We start from the raw sequence: 17,749 nt of genomic DNA, 5'->3' as shown, positions 1-17,749 counted from the left end.
GGTAGAGCACTCGGCTGTTAACCGAGTTGTCACAGGTTCGAGTCCTGTTCGGGGAGCCATATGGAGAGATGTCCGAGTGGTCGAAGGAGCACGATTGGAAATCGTGTAGGCGTCAAAAGCGTCTCGAGGGTTCAAATCCCTCTCTCTCCGTACTCCGTTTTTACACTTGCATGGCCCGTTGGTCAAGGGGTTAAGACACCTCCCTTTCACGGAGGTAACAGGGGTTCGAATCCCCTACGGGTCACCATTTTTTTAAAGAAAAAACGGAAAATGGTTGATTTTTGCAAGAAGATTTGTTATATTATAGCTTGTCGCTTTACTATTATGGACGCTTAGCTCAGCCGGGAGAGCATCTGCCTTACAAGCAGAGGGTCGGCGGTTCGATCCCGTCAGCGTCCACCATAATCTTTTTGTAATGACGCGGGGTGGAGCAGCCCGGTAGCTCGTCGGGCTCATAACCCGAAGGCCGCAGGTTCAAATCCTGCCCCCGCAACTTATTTCTTAGGTTAACGAATCGATCTTATCGATTGGGATGCCGAAAGAAAATGAACGCGGAGCTGTGGTGTAGTGGCCTAACATGCCTGCCTGTCACGCAGGAGACCGCGGGTTCGAATCCCGTCAGCTCCGCCATTTATGCAATAATCGTATACGTTTCAAAAGCTTTTGCGGCTTGGTAGCTCAGTCGGTAGAGCAGAGGACTGAAAATCCTCGTGTCGGCGGTTCGATTCCGTCCCAAGCCATCCTAATTGTACAGAAAGCCGGTACAAGCAGGGATATGCCGCTGTAGCTCAACTGGTAGAGCAACTGACTTGTAATCAGTAGGTTGGGGGTTCAAGTCCTCTCGGCGGCACCAGTTATGGAGGATTAGCGAAGTGGCCAAACGCAGCAGACTGTAAATCTGTTCTCTGACGAGTTCGGTGGTTCGAATCCATCATCCTCCACCACTTTTTATTTATAGGGGCATAGTTTAAAGGTAGAACAGCGGTCTCCAAAACCGTTAGTGTGGGTTCAATTCCTGCTGCCCCTGCCAGTCGAATATTAGCAAGTCTCATTATGGCGGTCGTGGCGAAGGGGTTAACGCACCGGTCTGTGGCTCCGGCATTCGTGGGTTCAAGTCCCATCGATCGCCCTTGTAATGGGGATTAGCCAAGCGGTAAGGCAACGGACTTTGACTCCGTCATTCCTAGGTTCGAATCCTAGATCCCCAGTTTTATGCGGACGTGGCTCAGTGGTAGAGCATCGCCTTGCCAAGGCGAGGGTCGCGAGTTCGAATCTCGTCGTCCGCTCCATTTTAGTTTGGCGCCATAGCCAAGTGGTAAGGCAGAGCTCTGCAAAAGCTTTACCCCCAGTTCGAATCTGGGTGGCGCCTCCAATTTTTTTTATAAAACAATATGTGCCCTTAGCTCAGCTGGATAGAGCGTTTGACTACGAATCAAAAGGCCAGGAGTTCGAATCTCTTAGGGCACGGATTAGCCGGTGTGGCGGAATGGCAGACGCGCGCGACTCAAAATCGTGAGGGAAACCGTGGGGGTTCGAGTCCCTTCACCGGCATAAAAGGAACAAGCTATCGAGATATTCTCGGTAGCTTGTTTGTTTATTATGGATTCCCTTGCCGATTATGGTTTGAAGCGACCTCTGACCGATTTGGCGTATTCGGAAGGGGTCATATCCACCAGGCGTTTAAACGCTTTGGAGAAAACATGGACGGAACTGAAGCCGAGCAAAGCGGCGATTTCCGTGAAATTGTAAGTCCCTTCGCGTATATGCAGCTTGGCCCGATCGATTTTGAGCAGAGCGAAGTGCTCCATGACGCTATGGCCCGTATGCTGCTTGAATACGTCCTTCAGCAGCGTCTTGGACACCCCCAGCGTCTCGCTCAGCCGCTCTAGCGTGAAATGACTATCCAGCGAGTCGTTTAGCAGCTCGATCGCTTTGCCGATCAGAGCATCGTATTCTTTCGACTTGGCGGGCAAGGTCAGGCGAGCGGACGGCTCGTTCCAATCTTTGCGGCGCAGCAGATGGATGAGCAGCATTTCCAAATACAGCTTGATCAGCTGCTCTGCCCCGACAGGCTTCTCCTCGCGCCGGGCCAACGGATAACGGAACGGAAAGTGGAAGGCGCTTACCGCTTCCTTCACAATTTTGGCCAGCAAGTCCCGTTCGTCGTCCTGCAGGCGAATCACCGCATTCTCAAAAAGCTTCATGGCTTCCGAGTCGCAGTCGAACGTAAGCACGATCACGTTGGGCGCTTTATCGTTCTGGACGCGGAACTTGTGAAATTCGTTCGGTTTATGAAAAACAAGCGCTCCTTGTCCGATCCGGTAGCATCGGTCGTCGCCCCATACTTCCAGCTCCCCTTTGTCCACGTACAGCATCTCCCAGAAGTCGTGCGTTTCCCCGCGAAATACAAAATGCTTGCCGAATTCGAAATAGTAGATCGTAATGACGTCATGAATGACGATATCCGTTTGGAGCCGCGTTCTTTGATGATCCATCGTGTAATCCCCTGATCAAGCTTGCCTTGTTTTCTTCATCATAGCGCAAGGACGCCCATACGGAAAGAACGAAACGCGCAGAAAAACCAAAAGTCCGGCTTCCGCGACAAAGATTTCCCATTCCGATGTCCTTACAATGAGGGAAGACAGAAATCGGGAGGGGACGTTTCAATGAATCTGGGCGTAATCGGGTATGGTACCCGAATCAAAAGTGTAATCCGAAGTTTACAAAAAGAAGAGCCGGCCTGCAAGGTAACGGCCGTAACCGACATCCGCGACTCTATCGTCGTCGAAGGCCGCAGCGAGGCCGACGAGCCTGTCCGGTTTTATCGGACGCCGGAAGCCATGATGGCGGAGGAGAAGCTCGACGGGATACTGATCGGCACCCGCTGCTCCTTGCATACGGAGATGGCGCTGAAGGTTCTGCCTACGGGGATACCGCTATTTTTGGAAAAGCCGGTAGCTACGACGATGGAGGATGCCCGCCGGCTGAAGACAGGGTTCGAGGCGGGAAAAAGCAAGGTGGTGGTTTCGTTCCCCTTGCGCGTCACCTCGATGGTGCAGCTCGTCAAGGAAATTATCGATTCCGGCAAAATCGGCACGGTCGAGCACGTTCAGGCTTTCAACAACGTGCCTTACGGCGGCGTTTATTTCCACAGCTGGTACCGCGACGAGAAGGAAACCGGCGGATTATTTTTACAGAAGGCTACGCACGATTTTGACTATATTAACCACATTCTTGGCTTGAGACCTACGCAGGTATGCGCCATGACGTCGAAGCAGGTGTTCCGGGGGACGAAACCGGCCGGTCTCGAGTGCGTCGACTGCGAGGAAAACCGCACTTGCGCAGACAGTTCGGTGTATGGTCCGCAAAAAACGTCGGGCTGGGGCAGCTGCTCGTTTGCCGTCGATACCGGCAATGAAGATTCCGGCAGCGCGATCATTCGCTATGAAACGGGCATGCATGCGTCGTATTCGCAAAACTTTTTTGTTCGCCGGTCGGCGGGCAAGCGGGGAGCAACATTTATCGGGTACAAGGGAACGGTGGAGTTCGACTTTATGACGAGGGAGGTCAAAGTGGTTATGCATCATACTCCCCGCGTCGAGACGCACCTCTTCGAATCGGCGGAGGATCATTTTGGCGGAGATCTGGTGCTGGCGAGAAGTTTCATTCAATTGATGAGGGAGGGCGGCGAGTCGGCCAGCTCGCTCGAATCCGGCTTGTCCAGCGCTCTGTTGTGCCTGAAAGCGAAGGAATCGGCTCAGACGGGAACGTTTCAGGACATTTCTTGGGAGTAACGTTGGGGCAACCGGAGAGCCGACAACCCACGAGGCGATCGAAAGGAAACCGCAGTCTCGGGAGCGACCGAGTGCCGAAAGTAAGACCTAGCCGGAGAATCGGGGGATCTCCGGCTTCATCGCCCGGTAATCGCTGCTTAAATCCACGCTAAGCTAATGATCACTAGCAAAATATACAGAACGAGAATTACCCCCGTCGAAGTGAAGGCTCCGCCCACATCACTCATACTCGCAACCTCCTTTTCCGAACTGATGCCTCATCTTATTCGGCAAACGCCCGCTCCGTGTGGACATTAGCCCGGTTGCAGCTTCCGTCTTTGCTAGCCCTGACCGAACTGATACAATACATACATGGACGGTGAAGGGAGGCGGACTAAGGAAATGGAGAACATACGGACGTTGAGGCGGGAAGAACTGGATGAGAGTATTACGCTGTCCTGCTTCGCTTTTCAATACGAGGTATCGCCGGAAGAGCGGGAAGAACGCAAAAAACGGATGAATCCGGACCGCATCTGGGGCTATTTCGTGGACGATAAGATGGCCGCGAAGATGCACATTCACGATATGCGGATGTATGTTCAAGGCAAGCCGCTGCGTATGGGCGGTGTGGCAAGCGTAGCGACGTGGCCCGAGCACCGGCGCGGGGGAATGGTGGCGAAGCTGCTGGAGCGGGGATTGCGGGAGATGAAGGAAGACGGGCAGACGCTCTCTTGCCTGCATCCATTCTCGATCCCCTTTTACCGCAAATACGGCTGGGAGCTGTACACGGATTATAAAACCTACGAGCTGAAGGCGGAGCAGCTTCCGCAGCCAGTCCATACGCAAGGGCGCATTCAGCGGGCTGACCGCGATTGGGCGCTTCTCGACAACGTATACCGGCAATATGCCGGCGGGTACAATGGGACGCTCGTGCGCGACGAGGCGTGGTGGCAGCATACCGTGTTCAAGCAGAAGGGCGGGCAAGCCGCCGTTTATTATGACGATGCGGGGGAGCCGCGAGGCTATATCCTGTACAAAGTGAAAAACAGCGTACTGGATATCGGAGAAATGGCGTTTCTCGACGAATCGGCGCGCAAAGGGCTGTGGAGGTTTATTTCCAATCACGACTCGATGTGCGATACGGTCCGGCTGCAGGCGCCGGCCGACGACGGGCTGCCGTTCCTGCTTCCCGATCCGCGTATCGTACAGCAGACGGTGCCTTACTTTATGGCCCGTATCGTCGACTTTCAGGCGTTCGCCTCCCAGTACGGGTTCGCGGCAAGCGGAAGCGAGGAAGGGCCGCTGTTCGTCCGGATCGAGGATCGGCATGCGCCTTGGAACGATCGGCTGTTCCGGTTGATCGTGGACGAATCGGGCCAAGCGTCCGTGGAGTCGCTTGATGGACAAGCTCAAGCTCGGGAGGAACAATCCGCATCGGTGCTGACATGCGGTATTGGGGCGCTAACAGCGATCATGATGGGTTATAAGCGCCCGGCCTTTTTGCATCAAACCGGCCTGTTGACCGGGTCTGCCGAGACCATCGAGCGATGGGAGAGAACGGTTCCCCGACGATCCTCCTATTTCCCCGATTATTACTGATGCGTCAACGCGTAAGCACTGTAGTTCAATAACGCAAAGAAGACCGCTCCGCCAATTGCGCTTCAACTGGCTGGAACGGTCTTTTATTCAAGTCTGACTATATCTCCTTATGTAAAAGAGATCTCCGAGCGGCGGTCCGACGAGTCGTAAATGGCCTGAATGATTTTGGATGAGACAATGACGGTATCGATATGAGCTGGCGATTTCTCGCCGGTACGTACGCAATTGATAAAGCCGTCGATTTCGTTTTGGAACATGTCGGTCGACTTGTATTTCGGCGTCGTTTCCAGCAAAGCTCCATTTTTGGCGCTGTACAGCACGAATTCTTTGCCGTACTGCAGACGAATGCCAGCTTTGTCGCCAAGGAAATCGATGAACATTTCGTTGACGCCGATGTTTTGCGCCCAGGCGCCGTTCACGGTAATGGTCGGGCCTTCGGTGCGGATCAGTGCGGTGACGGAATCGTCAACGTCGTAAGTTCCGGCATAGTTTGGCGGTCCGGCCCACATGTTCGTATATGCATAGTTTTCCATATCGGTTCCGAGCTTACTGAACGCCTGGCCGGTTACGGTAAGCGGCTGCGGATCGCCGGAGCAGTACATGACGACGTCGAGGAAGTGAACGCCCCAATCGATCAGCGCCCCGCCGCCGGCGATCGACTTCGTCGTAAACGCTCCGCCGAGACCAGGGATCGAACGATGGGAACGGAAGCTGACATAGACTTGATACAACTCGCCAAGCTCGCCGTCCTCGATCATTTTTTTTATGATATTAACGCCCGTATTGAACCGGTTGACGACGCCGATATTGAGCACTTTGCCGGTTTCGTGCTGTACCTTCTGCATTTCCAACGCTTCTTCGTACGTCCGGGCCGCCGGTTTCTCGCAGAGGACGTTTTTGCCTGCGCGCAGGCAGTCGATCGAGATCGAGGCATGGCCGTTGTTCGGCGTGCAGATCGAGACGGCTTCTACCTCGGGATCGTTCAAGATGACGTGATAATCCTCGATAGCCTCTCCACAGCCGTATTCTTGTACGGCTTTTTCGGCTCTTTCCTTAATGATGTCGCAGAAATATTTGATTTCCGCGTCCGGATTTGCCACGTACGCTTTGATGTGCGCGCTATTTGCGATCGTACCGCAGCCGATAATGGCAACTTTCGTTTTGCTCATCGCCTGTCCCTCCCGTAATCGGATCGATTGGTTTGATGCACCATGTTCATTGTAGCGTTTTATGCCGAATAAACAAATAATTTTTTGCTTGAATTGAAAATGGCGGAGAAGTCCAGCTAATTCGGCGAACCAGCGTGAAACAAAGAGGCTATCGCAAGGGAAGGAGAAGACCGACCGGGCGAGGAAGGGCGGTGAAGGAAAGGGTTTCGAAGAAAGCCATAGTTTCCTTTTACTTTTCCGCTGCGGCCGGACTTCTATGCGCTATGGGGACCCGGGTCAGGGACGGAGGGAGGACAAGAAGTTCGGGCTTGTCCAATTCTTCTCGACAAAGGATGCCGCAAAGCCGCGCGAGGCCCGCGATTGGCGTTGTTATGCGGTATTTGCCTCCGTTCGCGGGACGGACCGATGGTACCTTCAGGCGGTCTTCGACACTCGACTTAGGGCCAGTGTCAAAAACCGTCGCGGGTCCGTTTTGACCAGCCCCCATATCGCCTACAATGAGTACATAAGCGAAACACAATCAAACAAACGACGAAAGGCGGTGAATCAAAAATGAAATTGAACAGCAAAAGCGGTCTCGCTATTCTGCTTATCGGTTGCGGCGCTTTGATTCTGCTAGGCAAAATCGGTTTAGGTCTTGGGTTTCTGATGAGCTACTTGTTCCCGCTCGCGCTTCTCGGCCTCGGGTATTACGGAATCCGTAACGGCAGCAAATTTTTCGGATGGGCGATCTTCGCAGTCGGTCTGCTGGCTCTGGTCGGCAAGTTCTCCGGACTGTTCGCGATCATCTTCGCAGTCGGGCTCATTTACTTCGGAGTCACGGTGCTGAAGAAGAAGCAGAACAGCAGCACGTTCTAACCGGCAAACCCGGAATTACACATAGATGTGAGAAGCGAAAAGGAGGATGACACGATGAGCCTGATGAGGCGGATGAGAGACATAACCGTCGCCACGCTGAACGAACGGCTGGAGCAGGCGGAAGATCCGGTCAAATTGATCGATCAGTATTTAGCCGCTCAAAAAGAGCAAATCATGCAGTCCGACAAAGTGTACCGCCAAATGTTGGCTCACGCCCAGTCGCTGCGCCAGCAAGTATTGTCGGCGGAACAATTGAAGGACAAACGGGAACAGCAGGCGATGATCGCGCTGAAGGCCGGCGAAGAGCTGGTCGCCAAGATGGCGCTTCAGGAGAAGCTGATTCAGGAAGAGAAGTACGAGCAGTTCAATGCGCTTTACGAGCAAAGCAAGCTGTCGATTGCAGAGCTGGAAGATCAGCTGGATCAATTGAAACGCGACTTCGACGAGGTGCTGGGCAAGCGGCAATATTACATGGCCCGGCTCGAATCGGTCCGGCTTCAGCAGCGGATGAACGAATCGATGCGCGGCGGCAGCTACGGCGGAATCAGCAGCCGGACGTTCAGCCGGCTGGACGAGCGCATATCCGATATGGAGCTGGAAAGCCGCACGCTTCGCGACGTCCGTCAGCTCGGAAAGGAACTGGCTCATACCGGAAGCGCGATGCAGCAAGCACTGGAGAATGAGCTGACTCAGTTGCGCAGCAAGCTGGAGAAGGAAGGATGGTTGAAATGAAGAAGCTGTACCGGTCCCAGAGGGACAAGAAGCTGTTCGGAATCTGCGGCGGCTTGGCCGAGCTAGTGAATGTGGACGCAACGCTGCTTCGTTTGGTCATCGTCGTGACAACCTTTTTTACCGGCGGCGTTTTGATTCCGATATACATTCTGGCGGCGCTGGTTATTCCCAAGGAACCGCTTGAGAGTCCGCTGACGAACTCGTGGAACCCTTATGCGGCAAACTCTAACAGTTACTCCGCCACACCCGGAAGCTACGGTTTCCAGCAGGCGTCCCAGCCTTATGGAGCCGCTGCACGGCCGAATCCGGCACCGGAGCCGAATATCGATAACATGATGAAAGACATTGAAAGCAAAGCCATGTGGAACGAAATTCAGGAATTGAAAGCCAAATTGTCCAAATACGAGAAGGGAGACGTGTAAACAATGGGAGTATTCAAACGGATCAAAGATATGACGAAGGCATCGGTGCATGAGTTGTTGGATAAGGTGGAGGACCCGGTCGTCATGCTCAATCAGTACATCCGCGATATGGAGGAAGAAATCGCCCAAGCGGAAGTGACGGTTGCCCGGCAAATCGCCAACGAGCGCAAGCTGCAGGAGCGTCTGAACGAATCCTTCCGTCTGAGCGCGGACCGCGAAGCCAAAGCCGCCGAGGCGCTTAAGAAGGGCAATGAAGCGATCGCCCGCCAAGCGTTGGAGGAGAAGCTGTATTACGATCAAAGAATTACGGAATACTCGGAAACCCACACGCAATCGAAAGGTCAAGCCGACCAGCTGTTGTCCCAACTGCATGCCTTGAAAGACGAGTATTACAAAATGCGCAACAAGCGCAACGAGCTGTCCGGACGCGCCGAGCTGGCCAAAGCCAAGAAGCAAATGGCTCAGGTGACGGTGAGCAATTCGATCGACAGCGGCCATGCCTCCCGCGGATTCCAACGGATGGAGGAAAAAATTCTCCAGCTTGAGGTGGAAGCGGAAATCGCCCGCACCCCTTATGTACCGGCAACCGCCCTGCAATCGCTGCAAACGATAGACGCAGCCAAGCAGCAAAAAGTCGACGAGCAAATGCAGCTGTTGAAAGAAAAGCTGTCCGCTCCCCCGGCCGCTCCGGCCGCAGCCGAATAAACGTTTTGTAGCGCAAAACAAATTATGATATTCTAATCAGGGAGCAAGGCCATAGGGCGAAACGTGTTCGCGCTATGGCTTTTCCCTTATGCCGTCGGGCACAGAAGCGAACAAGAAGAGGAGGTGCGGCAATGGGAAATCGCAACCGTAACACGGCCATCATGCTTATCGTGGCGGGTCTATTTATCCTGATTGAACATTACGTCAGCTTCTTCACCATTGCCGCCCTATTGTTCATTGCGCTCGGTATTTATAAAATCCGCTCGTCGCCGGACAAAACCGGGTATGTGATCTTGGTCGTTGGCGTATTTCTGTTATTCAGCGGGCATTTTACGTTTATTTTGTCCGTCGTGCTCATCTCGCTAGGCCTGTTCTACATGAAATCGAAGCAGGCGCACCGCGAACATGCGTCTATGAAGCAAAGCTTGCTGGAAAGCTTCAAACGGGATAAAGAACCGTGGGAGCTGAAAAATATCAGCATGTGGAACGTCGTCGGCGAAGTGTACATGGATTTGTCTCTCGTTATGCTCGAGGAGAAGGAGACGACGGTCGTGCTGCAAGGCGTGCTTGGCGATGTCGACATCGTCGTGCCCGAATTTATCGGCGTCAGCGTTAACGCCTCGGCGCTCATCGGACAAATCAAGGCCGGCAACGAGAAAGAAACCGGGCTTGTCAACAAAGTCGTCTGGCAGTCTCCGAATTACGAATCGAGCGACCAAAAAGTGAAACTAATCATCTCCTATCTCGTAGGGGATATTGATATTAAATTGGTTTAAACACTCAGCTTATGCTTACGAAGACAGCATTCCTGCGGAATGCTCAGCTTATGCTTACGATGCGAGCATTTCTGCGAAATGCTCTGAGGAGGATCGCGCGCGTGAATCGGAAATTGACGAATATGATATGGCGAAGCATGGGCGAATCGATCCTCCTCAGTCTTTTTTTGTTTGGAACGGTTATTTACGTCCTAAACTATTATGGATACATAAGGCCGTTCGCCAACTGGCGGGATGGGATCAGGCTCAGCCTCATTCTGATCGGCATGGTCGTGGCGCTGGGAGGGGCGTTCGGCTACTGGTCGAGCAGCCGAACCACCCGGCGGCTGGAGCTTCTGCAAGATGCGATGCTGCATCTGGAGAAGGGCAATCTGAGCCGGGCCATTCCCGATCTTGGTCAAGACGAGATCGGCCGAATCGGCGGCCAGCTGGAGCGGATCAGCACCCGCTGGGAGGAGCAGGTCTCCTCGCTCCAGCGGCTGTCGACGAACAATGCCGAGCTGGCCGAGAAGGCGAGGCTGTCTGCCGTCGTCGAGGAGCGTCAGCGGCTGGCCCGCGAGCTGCACGATGCGGTGAGCCAGCAGCTGTTCGCCATCTCGATGACGGCTACGGCGGTAGGCCGGACGTTGGAAAAAGATTTCGACAAGGCGAAACGGCAAATTGCGTTGATCGAAGAAATGTCCTCCGTCGCGCAGTCGGAGATGAGGGCGCTGCTGCTTCATTTGCGCCCGGTTCACCTGGAAGGCAAGCGGCTATCGCAAGGGCTGCAGGAGCTGCTGCAGGAGCTGCAGGCGAAGGTGCCGATCGAGATTGCCTGGGATATGGATGAAAGCATCCGGCTGCCGAAAGGGATCGAGGATCATCTGTTCCGCATCGTGCAGGAGGCGCTGTCCAATACGCTGCGCCACTCCAAAGCGACGCTGATGGAGCTGAAGCTCCAGCGGCCGTCAGACAATATTCGGTTGTCCATACGCGATAACGGAGTCGGGTTCGTGCTCGACGAGAATAAGCACGCTTCGTACGGCATCCAATCGATGAAGGAGCGGGTCAATGAAATCGGCGGAGCGATCCAGTTCGTGACCGCTCCCGGCAAAGGCACGCGAATCGAAATTCGCGTGCCGATCTTGACGGAAGAAGGAGGAGATGGGACTGATGGAAGCGGAAATCAAAGTGCTGTTGGTGGATGATCACGAAATGGTGCGCATCGGCCTTGCAGCGGTTCTCGGGACCGAGGACGGCATCGAAGTGGTGGGGGAAGCGAGCAACGGTCAGGACGGCATCCGGCTTGCACAGGAATACCACCCCGATGTGGTGCTGATGGATCTGGTTATGGAAGGCATGGACGGCATTGAAACGACGCGCAGGCTGCTGCAGCAGATGCCGCATATTAAAGTCATTGTGCTGACCAGCTTCCTCGACGACGAGAAGATGTATCCGGTTATCGAAGCGGGAGCCTTCAGCTATTTGCTGAAAACGTCGCGCGCCTCGGAAATCGCTCAGGCGATCCGAGCTGCCGTCAAAGGACAATCTGTCCTCGAGCAGCAGGTTGCCGCCAAAATGATGAACCGATTCCGCCAGCCGAAACCGGTTGCCGCCCCGCACCACGATCTGACCGATCGCGAGATGGAGGTGCTGCAGCTGATCGCCGCCGGCAAGTCCAATCAGGAAGTCGCCGACGCGTTGTTTATCGGCATCAAGACGGTAAAATTTCATGTCACGAACATTTTGGCCAAGCTGGGCGTCGAGGATCGGACGCAGGCGGCCATTTATGCGTTTAAAAACGGTATTGTCGAATAAATCGCATCGCCTCACCCGCAAGTCACGTTACGCTCTCATCCCTGGTGAGGGCTGTTTGCGTTTTTATGTGCGCGGCATTACTCCACAAGAAGTTTTTCGCCTTTCTCTTGAATATGGGAAAGGGATTCATCTACTGATTGTGTACCGTTTAAAGCAGCCTCAATCTCGGGTCTGGCCATAAGCCAAAACGAGTTCGAGAGTTGTAAAGGAACCGCTTGCCCCGTATTTTCTTGAGGTTTTAAGGTCCAGAAAGCTTTAAGGTTGCGATCTCCCCATTTTTTGATCTGATTCGTTCTTGAAGGGAGCAGACTATCTTCCGTTACCGCTAAAATTTTTGCCATCTCCTCGCTGTGGATAAATTTGATAAGCTCCCACGCAGGACGAAGATGGGTTGTATTTGCCGATATCGCGTAAATATTCATGAGGCTGTAGTTGGCCGAATAATCCCTCTGTTGAGGATCTACAGGAGCCGTAACAACGTCCCAATCCAAAACGTCTTCTTTCCACGTTTGCTCAACCAGATTAAGTTCACGTAAAAAAGAACTCCCGCTAAAATACATGGCTGTTTTACCGGCAATAAACGGGAAGCTTTTTAAATAGTCGCCTGGACTCATTGGCTGCGGGTTCCTGGTTCTGGGCGGCAGCAGGATACCGGATTGCTTAGCTTGTACAGTTGCGCTCAACAGATTTTTCCATGAAGGTGTGAGTACAGTTACTCGCTTTTGTTCCGCATCGAACGGGACAAGTCCGTGTGTTTGCAGCATGTTAGTAAAAAGAAAGAAGGGAGAAGCGCTGCTTAAAACTTCCAGTCCGTATATATCGTCGTTGTGCGGAAATCTTTGGGCCAAGGACACTACATCTTGCCAGCTCATGCGATCTGTCGGATAAGGAACCCCGTACTCGTCAAACAGCTTTCTGTTGAAAAACAATGCGTTGTTCGCGAATTGGGGAGTCAGGCCATGAAGTGCCCCTCCTCCGCTCCGGGTTAGAACCTCAATTACGGAAGGGGCCATGTTTTGGATATCAAAACGATCGGAAGCGATGAGCGTATCCAAATTGTAAAGCCGACCTTCCCCGGAATATTTAGCGTACGATTCCGGATTTAGTAGGAGAATATCGGGGTGATGCTCTTCTATAAATTCATCCAATATTTCGTAATATTTTTCGGCGGAGTTAAATACGTTGGCCATTGGTGCCACCTCGACCGTTACGTTCGGGTACTTGACCTGAAACATGCCGCCAAATTTGTTGAGAAAGTCGCTTTCGCTGAAATACATGATTTTCAGCGACGCCTGCTCCTCTTTATTAAATTCCCCGACCGATCGATCCTGGCGATGATTCCAATAGAAGACTATTGCTATGAGTGTAAAGATCAAAACAAATAAAGTTGCATACTTCGTCGTTTTGCCCACGATTCTTAATTCTTCCCCTTTCCGGCTGCATTTTGGCCACTTGAAAAAATGGAGAACTATCCATAAATGGGGTTAAATACATCCATTTATTTACACGACTTTATTTATACGTTATTTATTTCCATTTATCAATAGGAATCCAAGTTTGCCGCAATTTCCGTCCGGCGGCTAATATTTGTTTTTCTGGGCGGAGTGCAAAGTTCAGAGCAGTCATGCAGCTCTGGTTTGTACAGGTGGGGTGGGAGGTTTTTGTTTGCTGGCGGAGCGTGCAGGCCGGGCTCCGGTTCGGGTTCTGCGGCTTGGCCGTTGTGAATGGCGCATCCGAAGCCGTTCTTGGTCCAAAGACACGTATCAAGTTGACATAAACACAAAAAATTATATATTATTGTATATATAATGTTGAAGAAATGATTTTTCACGGAGTATAACGAAGGATGGAGTCGACCATGGACCGACAAGTGCATACACAGCCGCTTATTATTCAGAAGCAGAACATCAGCGAAGAATTGGTAAAGTATATCAAGCAGCAGATTATTTCCGGTGAGCTGAACCCGGGCGACCGCATCGTGGAAACGAAGCTGGCCCGCGAGCTCGGCGTCAGCCAGACGCCGGTGCGTGAAGCGATCCGCCACCTGCACGGGGAAGGCGTTATTACAATCGTGCCGAATAAAGGGCCGATGGTACGGACGCTCGATATGAAGGACGTATTCGAGATTTATTCCGTGCGCTCGATGCTGGAAGGGCTGGCGATCCGTCTCGCGACGCAGCAGGCGACAGACGAGCAGATCGCCGAGCTGGAACAGTTCTATGAGGAGATGAAGAGAAAGCTGCCGGACGACTCGGTGCCGAGTTTGCTGCAGGATTCGTCTCACATCCACCGGACGATTATCGAGATGTCCAATCATTCGCGTCTGACGACGATGTATCAATCGATATCGTTTCAGATTTCGCTCGTCAATCGGCTGCTTGGTGCCAAATCGACGAAACAAAAAGAAATCGACCAGCATTTGGAGCTGATCGAGGCGCTTAAGAAAAGAAATCCGGACGAGGCCGAGCAGACGATGCGCAAACATATTTTCCGTTCGTACCGCGATTTCGTGCAATTGGCCGAGAAGAAAGAGCAGCAGGTCGATTTCGACGAGAAGCAGTGGTTTTGACCATGGCTCCTCATATCCTTATTCTTATTAGATTCGTCCGTGCCGGTAGAGGGAGCATTCCTTTATCGGCTTTTGCCGTTAAATCCACCATTGACGATATACTATATATTATATATAATGTTTAATATCCGAATGTGTAACTGAGGCAAAGGAGACGAGCACGGTGTCCGATCACACGATGACGAAGCATCCGGCATTGAGCATGCTGGAGGATATGATCCGCATCCAGAGCGTGAATCCGCATTTCGACGCCTCCGGTCAAGGCGAAGGGAGCATGGCAGACTATGTGGAGCGCCGTTGCAAGGCCGCAGGACTTGCCGTGACGAGACAGACCGTGTTCCCCGGGCGGGACAATCTGATCATCGAGCTGCGCGTGGGCAAGCCGGACCGGACGCTGCTGTTCGAAGCCCATATGGATACGGTAACGCTCGGCGCGATGCATGATGCGCTGGTGCCCACGTACAAGGACGGCAAGCTGTACGGTCGCGGCGCTTGCGATACGAAGGGATCGCTTGCGGGAATGCTTTATGCCATGGAACAGTGCGCGCAGCGTCCGGAGCTGGCGGGGGGCGATCTTGTACTATGCGCCTCGGTCGACGAAGAACACGCTTACAAAGGGTTGCTTGCTTTTATGGAGCTTGATATGAATATTGCCGGAGCCGTAGTCGGGGAGCCCACGGAGCTTGGCATTACCGTGGCCCACAAGGGCTGCGTGCGGGTGGCGATGACGACGCACGGCAAGGCGGCCCACAGCTCGCTGCCGGCCGAAGGGGACAGCGCTATTATTCAGATGATGAAGGTGATTCGCTTCATTCATGAGCGGCTCGAGCCCGAGCTGGCGTCGCGCGTCCATCCGCTTTGCGGCAGCCCGACGATTGTCGTCGGTACGATCCAGGGCGGTACGCAGATCAACATCGTTCCCGACCGGTGCGTCATCGAGGTGGACCGGCGCATCATCCCCGGCGAGCGACCGGAGACGGTCGAGCGCGAGCTGACGGAGCGGCTGACGCGAGAGCTGGCTGCCGAGGGCGTGAAGCTGACCGTCGATCGACTGCTACTGGATTGGGCGCTCGATACGCCGCACGATGCGGCGATCGTAACCGCTGCGGCGCAGGCGGCCGCGGCCGTTGGTCTAAGCGACCGGCTGCGGGGCGTGACGTACGGCTGCGACGCGAGCAAGCTGCAGGAGTTCAAGAACATCCCGTCCATCGTTTACGGACCGGGTTCGATAGCGCAGGCGCATACGAATGACGAATGGGTGTCGGTGGCCGATGTCGAGCGGGCGGCGGAATTTTATTTGCAGCTGGCGCGCACGTTCGGCCGGTCCTGATCGGTCTGGCGGCGCAGCCTGCCCGCACTTATTCGTACAAGGAGGCTTAGGCTATTATGCGTATATCATCGCGCGTTACGATGGTCGGCAGCGGGCGTCACGGCTTGCAGATGACCCATCTCATCGATTGCAATGTGTATTTGCTGGACGGAGGCTCGGAGTGCGCTCTGATCGACGCGGGAGGCGGAGTGGAGCCGGAGCGGATTGAGGCGCGGATTGCCGCTGCCGGCGTGGAACCGGAACGCATCACGAAACTGCTGCTTACGCACGCCCATGGAGATCATGCGGCCGGTGCGAGGCATTTTCGCGACAGGTACGGGGCGGAGCTGATCGCAGCCGAGGAGGCTGCGCCATGGATCGAGAGCGGCGATATGGAGAAGAACAGTCTGCTGGCGGCGATCCGTGTCGGGATATACCCTGCGGATTATCGGTTCCCTCCTTGTCCGGTCGACCGGGCGGTGAAGGAAGGCGACCGTATCCGGGTAGGGGAGCTGGAGCTGAAGGTGCTGGAAACGCCGGGGCATTCGCTCGGCCATGTCAGCTATTTGTGGGATGGCGAGGACGGCCGGGCGATATTTGCCGGAGACGTGATATTCGCCGGGGGCCGGATCGTGCTGCAATCGACCTGGGATTGCTCCATTCAGGATTACGCCAGGACGACTGCCAAGCTTCACGAGCTGCGTTTGGATGCCTTGTACGCCGGCCATGGCGCGCCTGTCGTGAAGGAAGCGCACCGTCATGTCGAGCGGGCGCACGAGTGTTTCCAGCGGCTCGATCTGCCCCCGAATTTGTAAATGGACGAAACGAAAAAGGTGGCGGTATCCAGATGGAAGCTTTAATTGAACGTTCGGCCTTTATCGGCCTGGAACAGGCTACCTGGTTTTTCGGCGGAGCCGAATCCCCTCCGCTGGCAGGAATGCGGGATGCCGTACTGGCTTATGTCGCGAACCGCTCCAAAGGCCCTGTGGGCCGAAAGCTCAACAGCGAAGTGGAGCAGGCGTGCCGGGACAATCTGGCCGTTATGCTGCAAGGAAGCCAGGAGCAGATCGCTCTGCTTTCAAACGCCTCGGAGGCGATCTCTGCGATCGCTTCGTCTATCGGGCTGAAGCCCGGGGATAACGTGGTCATTCACGACCTGGAGTTCCCCTCCGGCGTACTGCCGTGGCTGGCCCTTAAGTCGGCCGGCGTGGAGGTGCGCGTCGTCGCCAGCCGAGCTTGGCGGGTAAGCGCGGAAGAGCTGCTGGCGATGGTGGACGGGAATACGCGGATGGTCGTAACGAGTCATGTCAGTTATTTGTCGGGAGCGCGGATCGACTGCGCCAAGCTGTATCGCGAGCTGAAGCAGACGAATGCGCTGCTTCTTCTGGATGCGACGCAGTCGCTCGGCGTGGTGCCGGTCCGGATCAACGATGCCGATTTTATTGTAGCGAGCTCTTACAAATGGCTGATGGCCGGACACGGGGGCGGCGTTCTGGCGATTAATCCGGAGCGCGCGTCGCAGCTTATGCCGAGGAGCGCAGGTTGGCGCAGCGTAGAGGATATGTTCAGCGACACTCGCTTCGAGCATTTCCGGTTTCTTCCGGATGCGCGCCGCTTCGAGGGCGGATATCCGGCCTATCCCATGCTGTACGCGATGAAAGCTTCGACGGACCTGCTGCTGTCGGTCGGCATCGAACGAATCGAGCGGCATGTGCTCGAGCTGGGCGCGGAGCTGATCGAGGGGATGAAACGGATCGGCTACAAGCCGATGACTCCAGAGCGGCCGGAGGAGCGGGCGGGCAACATATCGTTCGTATGCGAGGACGGCGAGCGGTATGCCGACGAGCTGTTGAAAAGGGGGACGTACGTATGGGGCGGGGACGGGCGGCTGCGCGCTTCCATCCATCTGTACAACAATTCCGATGACGTCGCCCGCTTGGTCGGACAGTTGGAGGTCATCGCACGGGAGCAAGCCTCCTGAATGCGGAGGATCGATGGAACGAAGGCCATGTTTCGGTCATTCGAATGACGCTAAGCGCC

General features: G+C 54.4%; 17 protein-coding genes and 15 tRNA genes. 28 read left to right on the top strand and 4 right to left on the bottom strand.

The annotated features are described in order from the left end of the window. Nucleotides 1–62 precede the first annotated feature (62 nt). The 15 genes from ABD796_RS24635 to ABD796_RS24565 all read left to right on the top strand — a co-directional run bounded on the left by ABD796_RS24635 (nucleotide 63) and on the right by ABD796_RS24565 (nucleotide 1,551). A tRNA-Ser gene (locus tag ABD796_RS24635) sits at nucleotides 63–150 on the top strand. A gap of 22 nt (nucleotides 151–172) precedes the next feature. Continuing rightward, nucleotides 173–247 (top strand) — tRNA-Glu (locus ABD796_RS24630). 79 nt (nucleotides 248–326) lie between these two features. Further along, nucleotides 327–402: transfer RNA gene (locus ABD796_RS24625), tRNA-Val, on the top strand. Nucleotides 403–419: 17 nt separating this feature from the next. Then, nucleotides 420–493 (top strand) — tRNA-Met (locus ABD796_RS24620). A 60-nt stretch (nucleotides 494–553) separates the two neighbouring features. After that, a tRNA-Asp gene (locus ABD796_RS24615) sits at nucleotides 554–630 on the top strand. Between the two features lie 37 nt (nucleotides 631–667). Then, nucleotides 668–740 (top strand) — tRNA-Phe (locus ABD796_RS24610). 37 nt (nucleotides 741–777) lie between these two features. Further along, nucleotides 778–853 (top strand) — tRNA-Thr (locus ABD796_RS24605). 5 nt (nucleotides 854–858) lie between these two features. Continuing rightward, nucleotides 859–944, top strand: a tRNA-Tyr gene (locus tag ABD796_RS24600). A gap of 12 nt (nucleotides 945–956) precedes the next feature. Next, nucleotides 957–1,030, top strand: a tRNA-Trp gene (locus ABD796_RS24595). Nucleotides 1,031–1,056: 26 nt separating this feature from the next. Further along, nucleotides 1,057–1,129, top strand: a tRNA-His gene (locus ABD796_RS24590). 7 nt (nucleotides 1,130–1,136) lie between these two features. Then, nucleotides 1,137–1,208: transfer RNA gene (locus ABD796_RS24585), tRNA-Gln, on the top strand. A gap of 6 nt (nucleotides 1,209–1,214) precedes the next feature. Continuing rightward, nucleotides 1,215–1,289 (top strand) — tRNA-Gly (locus ABD796_RS24580). Between the two features lie 9 nt (nucleotides 1,290–1,298). Then, nucleotides 1,299–1,372: transfer RNA gene (locus ABD796_RS24575), tRNA-Cys, on the top strand. Nucleotides 1,373–1,393: 21 nt separating this feature from the next. Continuing rightward, nucleotides 1,394–1,467: transfer RNA gene (locus ABD796_RS24570), tRNA-Arg, on the top strand. 5 nt (nucleotides 1,468–1,472) lie between these two features. Continuing rightward, nucleotides 1,473–1,551 (top strand) — tRNA-Leu (locus ABD796_RS24565). A 65-nt stretch (nucleotides 1,552–1,616) separates the two neighbouring features. Here ABD796_RS24565 and ABD796_RS24560 read toward each other — a convergent pair. Continuing rightward, nucleotides 1,617–2,495 (bottom strand): AraC family transcriptional regulator, encoded by an 879-nt coding sequence (locus tag ABD796_RS24560; protein WP_344912885.1) that lies wholly within the window; start codon nucleotides 2,493–2,495, stop codon nucleotides 1,617–1,619. 171 nt (nucleotides 2,496–2,666) lie between these two features. Here ABD796_RS24560 and ABD796_RS24555 point away from each other — a divergent pair, with 171 nt between their 5' ends. Next, complete coding sequence (locus ABD796_RS24555; RefSeq protein WP_344912883.1) at nucleotides 2,667–3,794, top strand: Gfo/Idh/MocA family protein; 1,128 nt, start codon at nucleotides 2,667–2,669, stop codon at nucleotides 3,792–3,794. Between the two features lie 137 nt (nucleotides 3,795–3,931). Here ABD796_RS24555 and ABD796_RS24550 read toward each other — a convergent pair whose 3' ends face one another. After that, nucleotides 3,932–4,021, bottom strand: a complete 90-nt coding sequence (locus tag ABD796_RS24550; protein ID WP_344912881.1) for a YjcZ family sporulation protein — start codon at nucleotides 4,019–4,021, stop codon at nucleotides 3,932–3,934. Between the two features lie 154 nt (nucleotides 4,022–4,175). On the opposite strand from ABD796_RS24550, the gene ABD796_RS24545 reads away from it, so the two are divergent. Beyond that, a complete protein-coding gene (locus tag ABD796_RS24545; RefSeq protein ID WP_344912880.1) occupies nucleotides 4,176–5,372 on the top strand; it encodes a GNAT family N-acetyltransferase in 1,197 nt (398 codons plus the stop codon). Nucleotides 5,373–5,479: 107 nt separating this feature from the next. Here ABD796_RS24545 and ABD796_RS24540 read toward each other — a convergent pair whose 3' ends face one another. Beyond that, nucleotides 5,480–6,541 carry a Gfo/Idh/MocA family protein gene (locus ABD796_RS24540; protein ID WP_344912878.1) on the bottom strand — a complete coding sequence of 354 codons (1,062 nt, stop codon included), beginning with the start codon at nucleotides 6,539–6,541 and terminating at the stop codon, nucleotides 5,480–5,482. Nucleotides 6,542–7,093: 552 nt separating this feature from the next. Here ABD796_RS24540 and ABD796_RS24535 point away from each other — a divergent pair. From ABD796_RS24535 to ABD796_RS24505, 7 genes are all read left to right on the top strand, one after another. After that, complete coding sequence (locus ABD796_RS24535; protein WP_344912876.1) at nucleotides 7,094–7,399, top strand: LiaF transmembrane domain-containing protein; 306 nt, start codon at nucleotides 7,094–7,096, stop codon at nucleotides 7,397–7,399. Between the two features lie 54 nt (nucleotides 7,400–7,453). Continuing rightward, entirely contained in the window at nucleotides 7,454–8,131 is a 678-nt protein-coding gene (locus ABD796_RS24530; RefSeq protein ID WP_344912874.1) for a PspA/IM30 family protein, read from the top strand. Continuing rightward, nucleotides 8,119–8,553: a PspC domain-containing protein gene (locus ABD796_RS24525; RefSeq protein WP_344912872.1), complete on the top strand. Its 435-nt coding sequence runs from the start codon at nucleotides 8,119–8,121 to the stop codon at nucleotides 8,551–8,553. Before ABD796_RS24530 ends, ABD796_RS24525 begins: the two co-directional genes overlap by 13 nt. 3 nt (nucleotides 8,554–8,556) lie before the next feature. Beyond that, nucleotides 8,557–9,258: a PspA/IM30 family protein gene (locus ABD796_RS24520; RefSeq protein ID WP_344912870.1), complete on the top strand. Its 702-nt coding sequence runs from the start codon at nucleotides 8,557–8,559 to the stop codon at nucleotides 9,256–9,258. A gap of 131 nt (nucleotides 9,259–9,389) precedes the next feature. Further along, entirely contained in the window at nucleotides 9,390–10,034 is a 645-nt protein-coding gene (gene liaF, locus ABD796_RS24515) for a cell wall-active antibiotics response protein LiaF (protein ID WP_344912868.1), read from the top strand. Nucleotides 10,035–10,093: 59 nt separating this feature from the next. Beyond that, nucleotides 10,094–11,221, top strand: a complete 1,128-nt coding sequence (locus ABD796_RS24510) for a HAMP domain-containing sensor histidine kinase (RefSeq protein WP_344912957.1) — start codon at nucleotides 10,094–10,096, stop codon at nucleotides 11,219–11,221. Then, on the top strand, nucleotides 11,187–11,831 hold the full coding sequence (locus tag ABD796_RS24505; RefSeq protein WP_344912866.1) for a response regulator transcription factor: 645 nt from the start codon (nucleotides 11,187–11,189) through the stop codon (nucleotides 11,829–11,831). Before ABD796_RS24510 ends, ABD796_RS24505 begins: the two co-directional genes overlap by 35 nt. 77 nt (nucleotides 11,832–11,908) lie before the next feature. Here the strand turns inward: ABD796_RS24505 and ABD796_RS24500 are convergent, their stop codons facing one another. Beyond that, complete coding sequence (locus ABD796_RS24500; RefSeq protein WP_344912864.1) at nucleotides 11,909–13,243, bottom strand: extracellular solute-binding protein; 1,335 nt, start codon at nucleotides 13,241–13,243, stop codon at nucleotides 11,909–11,911. A gap of 446 nt (nucleotides 13,244–13,689) precedes the next feature. Here ABD796_RS24500 and ABD796_RS24495 point away from each other — a divergent pair, with 446 nt between their 5' ends. The 4 genes from ABD796_RS24495 to ABD796_RS24480 all read left to right on the top strand — a co-directional run bounded on the left by ABD796_RS24495 (nucleotide 13,690) and on the right by ABD796_RS24480 (nucleotide 17,690). Then, complete coding sequence (locus ABD796_RS24495) at nucleotides 13,690–14,400, top strand: GntR family transcriptional regulator (protein WP_344912862.1); 711 nt, start codon at nucleotides 13,690–13,692, stop codon at nucleotides 14,398–14,400. 163 nt (nucleotides 14,401–14,563) lie between these two features. Then, nucleotides 14,564–15,730: a M20 family metallopeptidase gene (locus ABD796_RS24490; protein WP_344912860.1), complete on the top strand. Its 1,167-nt coding sequence runs from the start codon at nucleotides 14,564–14,566 to the stop codon at nucleotides 15,728–15,730. A gap of 56 nt (nucleotides 15,731–15,786) precedes the next feature. Continuing rightward, nucleotides 15,787–16,524, top strand: a complete 738-nt coding sequence (locus ABD796_RS24485; RefSeq protein ID WP_344912858.1) for an MBL fold metallo-hydrolase — start codon at nucleotides 15,787–15,789, stop codon at nucleotides 16,522–16,524. Nucleotides 16,525–16,556: 32 nt separating this feature from the next. Next, nucleotides 16,557–17,690, top strand: coding sequence for an aminotransferase class V-fold PLP-dependent enzyme (locus tag ABD796_RS24480; RefSeq protein WP_344912856.1), 1,134 nt, complete (start codon nucleotides 16,557–16,559; stop codon nucleotides 17,688–17,690). Nucleotides 17,691–17,749 lie beyond the last annotated feature (59 nt).

It is taken from the genome of Paenibacillus hodogayensis (assembly GCF_039536325.1).
Lineage (GTDB): Bacteria > Bacillota > Bacilli > Paenibacillales > NBRC-103111 > Paenibacillus_AB > Paenibacillus_AB hodogayensis.
The sequence above is the reverse complement of the archived record's forward strand: the minus strand, read 5'-3'. Positions and strand labels throughout refer to the sequence as shown.

What these genes read in the sequence shown, in the direction of transcription:
- ABD796_RS24560 (WP_344912885.1), bottom strand. Translation starts at nt 2,495, where the DNA reads ATGGATCATCAAAGAACGCGGCTCCAAACGGATATCGTCATTCATGAC.
- ABD796_RS24555 (WP_344912883.1), top strand. Translation starts at nt 2,667, where the DNA reads ATGAATCTGGGCGTAATCGGGTATGGTACCCGAATCAAAAGTGTAATC.
- ABD796_RS24550 (WP_344912881.1), bottom strand. Translation starts at nt 4,021, where the DNA reads ATGAGTGATGTGGGCGGAGCCTTCACTTCGACGGGGGTAATTCTCGTT.
- ABD796_RS24545 (WP_344912880.1), top strand. Translation starts at nt 4,176, where the DNA reads ATGGAGAACATACGGACGTTGAGGCGGGAAGAACTGGATGAGAGTATT.
- ABD796_RS24540 (WP_344912878.1), bottom strand. Translation starts at nt 6,541, where the DNA reads ATGAGCAAAACGAAAGTTGCCATTATCGGCTGCGGTACGATCGCAAAT.
- ABD796_RS24535 (WP_344912876.1), top strand. Translation starts at nt 7,094, where the DNA reads ATGAAATTGAACAGCAAAAGCGGTCTCGCTATTCTGCTTATCGGTTGC.
- ABD796_RS24530 (WP_344912874.1), top strand. Translation starts at nt 7,454, where the DNA reads ATGAGCCTGATGAGGCGGATGAGAGACATAACCGTCGCCACGCTGAAC.
- ABD796_RS24525 (WP_344912872.1), top strand. Translation starts at nt 8,119, where the DNA reads ATGGTTGAAATGAAGAAGCTGTACCGGTCCCAGAGGGACAAGAAGCTG.
- ABD796_RS24520 (WP_344912870.1), top strand. Translation starts at nt 8,557, where the DNA reads ATGGGAGTATTCAAACGGATCAAAGATATGACGAAGGCATCGGTGCAT.
- liaF (WP_344912868.1), top strand. Translation starts at nt 9,390, where the DNA reads ATGGGAAATCGCAACCGTAACACGGCCATCATGCTTATCGTGGCGGGT.
- ABD796_RS24510 (WP_344912957.1), top strand. Translation starts at nt 10,094, where the DNA reads ATGCGAGCATTTCTGCGAAATGCTCTGAGGAGGATCGCGCGCGTGAAT.
- ABD796_RS24505 (WP_344912866.1), top strand. Translation starts at nt 11,187, where the DNA reads ATGGAAGCGGAAATCAAAGTGCTGTTGGTGGATGATCACGAAATGGTG.
- ABD796_RS24495 (WP_344912862.1), top strand. Translation starts at nt 13,690, where the DNA reads ATGGACCGACAAGTGCATACACAGCCGCTTATTATTCAGAAGCAGAAC.
- ABD796_RS24485 (WP_344912858.1), top strand. Translation starts at nt 15,787, where the DNA reads ATGCGTATATCATCGCGCGTTACGATGGTCGGCAGCGGGCGTCACGGC.
- ABD796_RS24480 (WP_344912856.1), top strand. Translation starts at nt 16,557, where the DNA reads ATGGAAGCTTTAATTGAACGTTCGGCCTTTATCGGCCTGGAACAGGCT.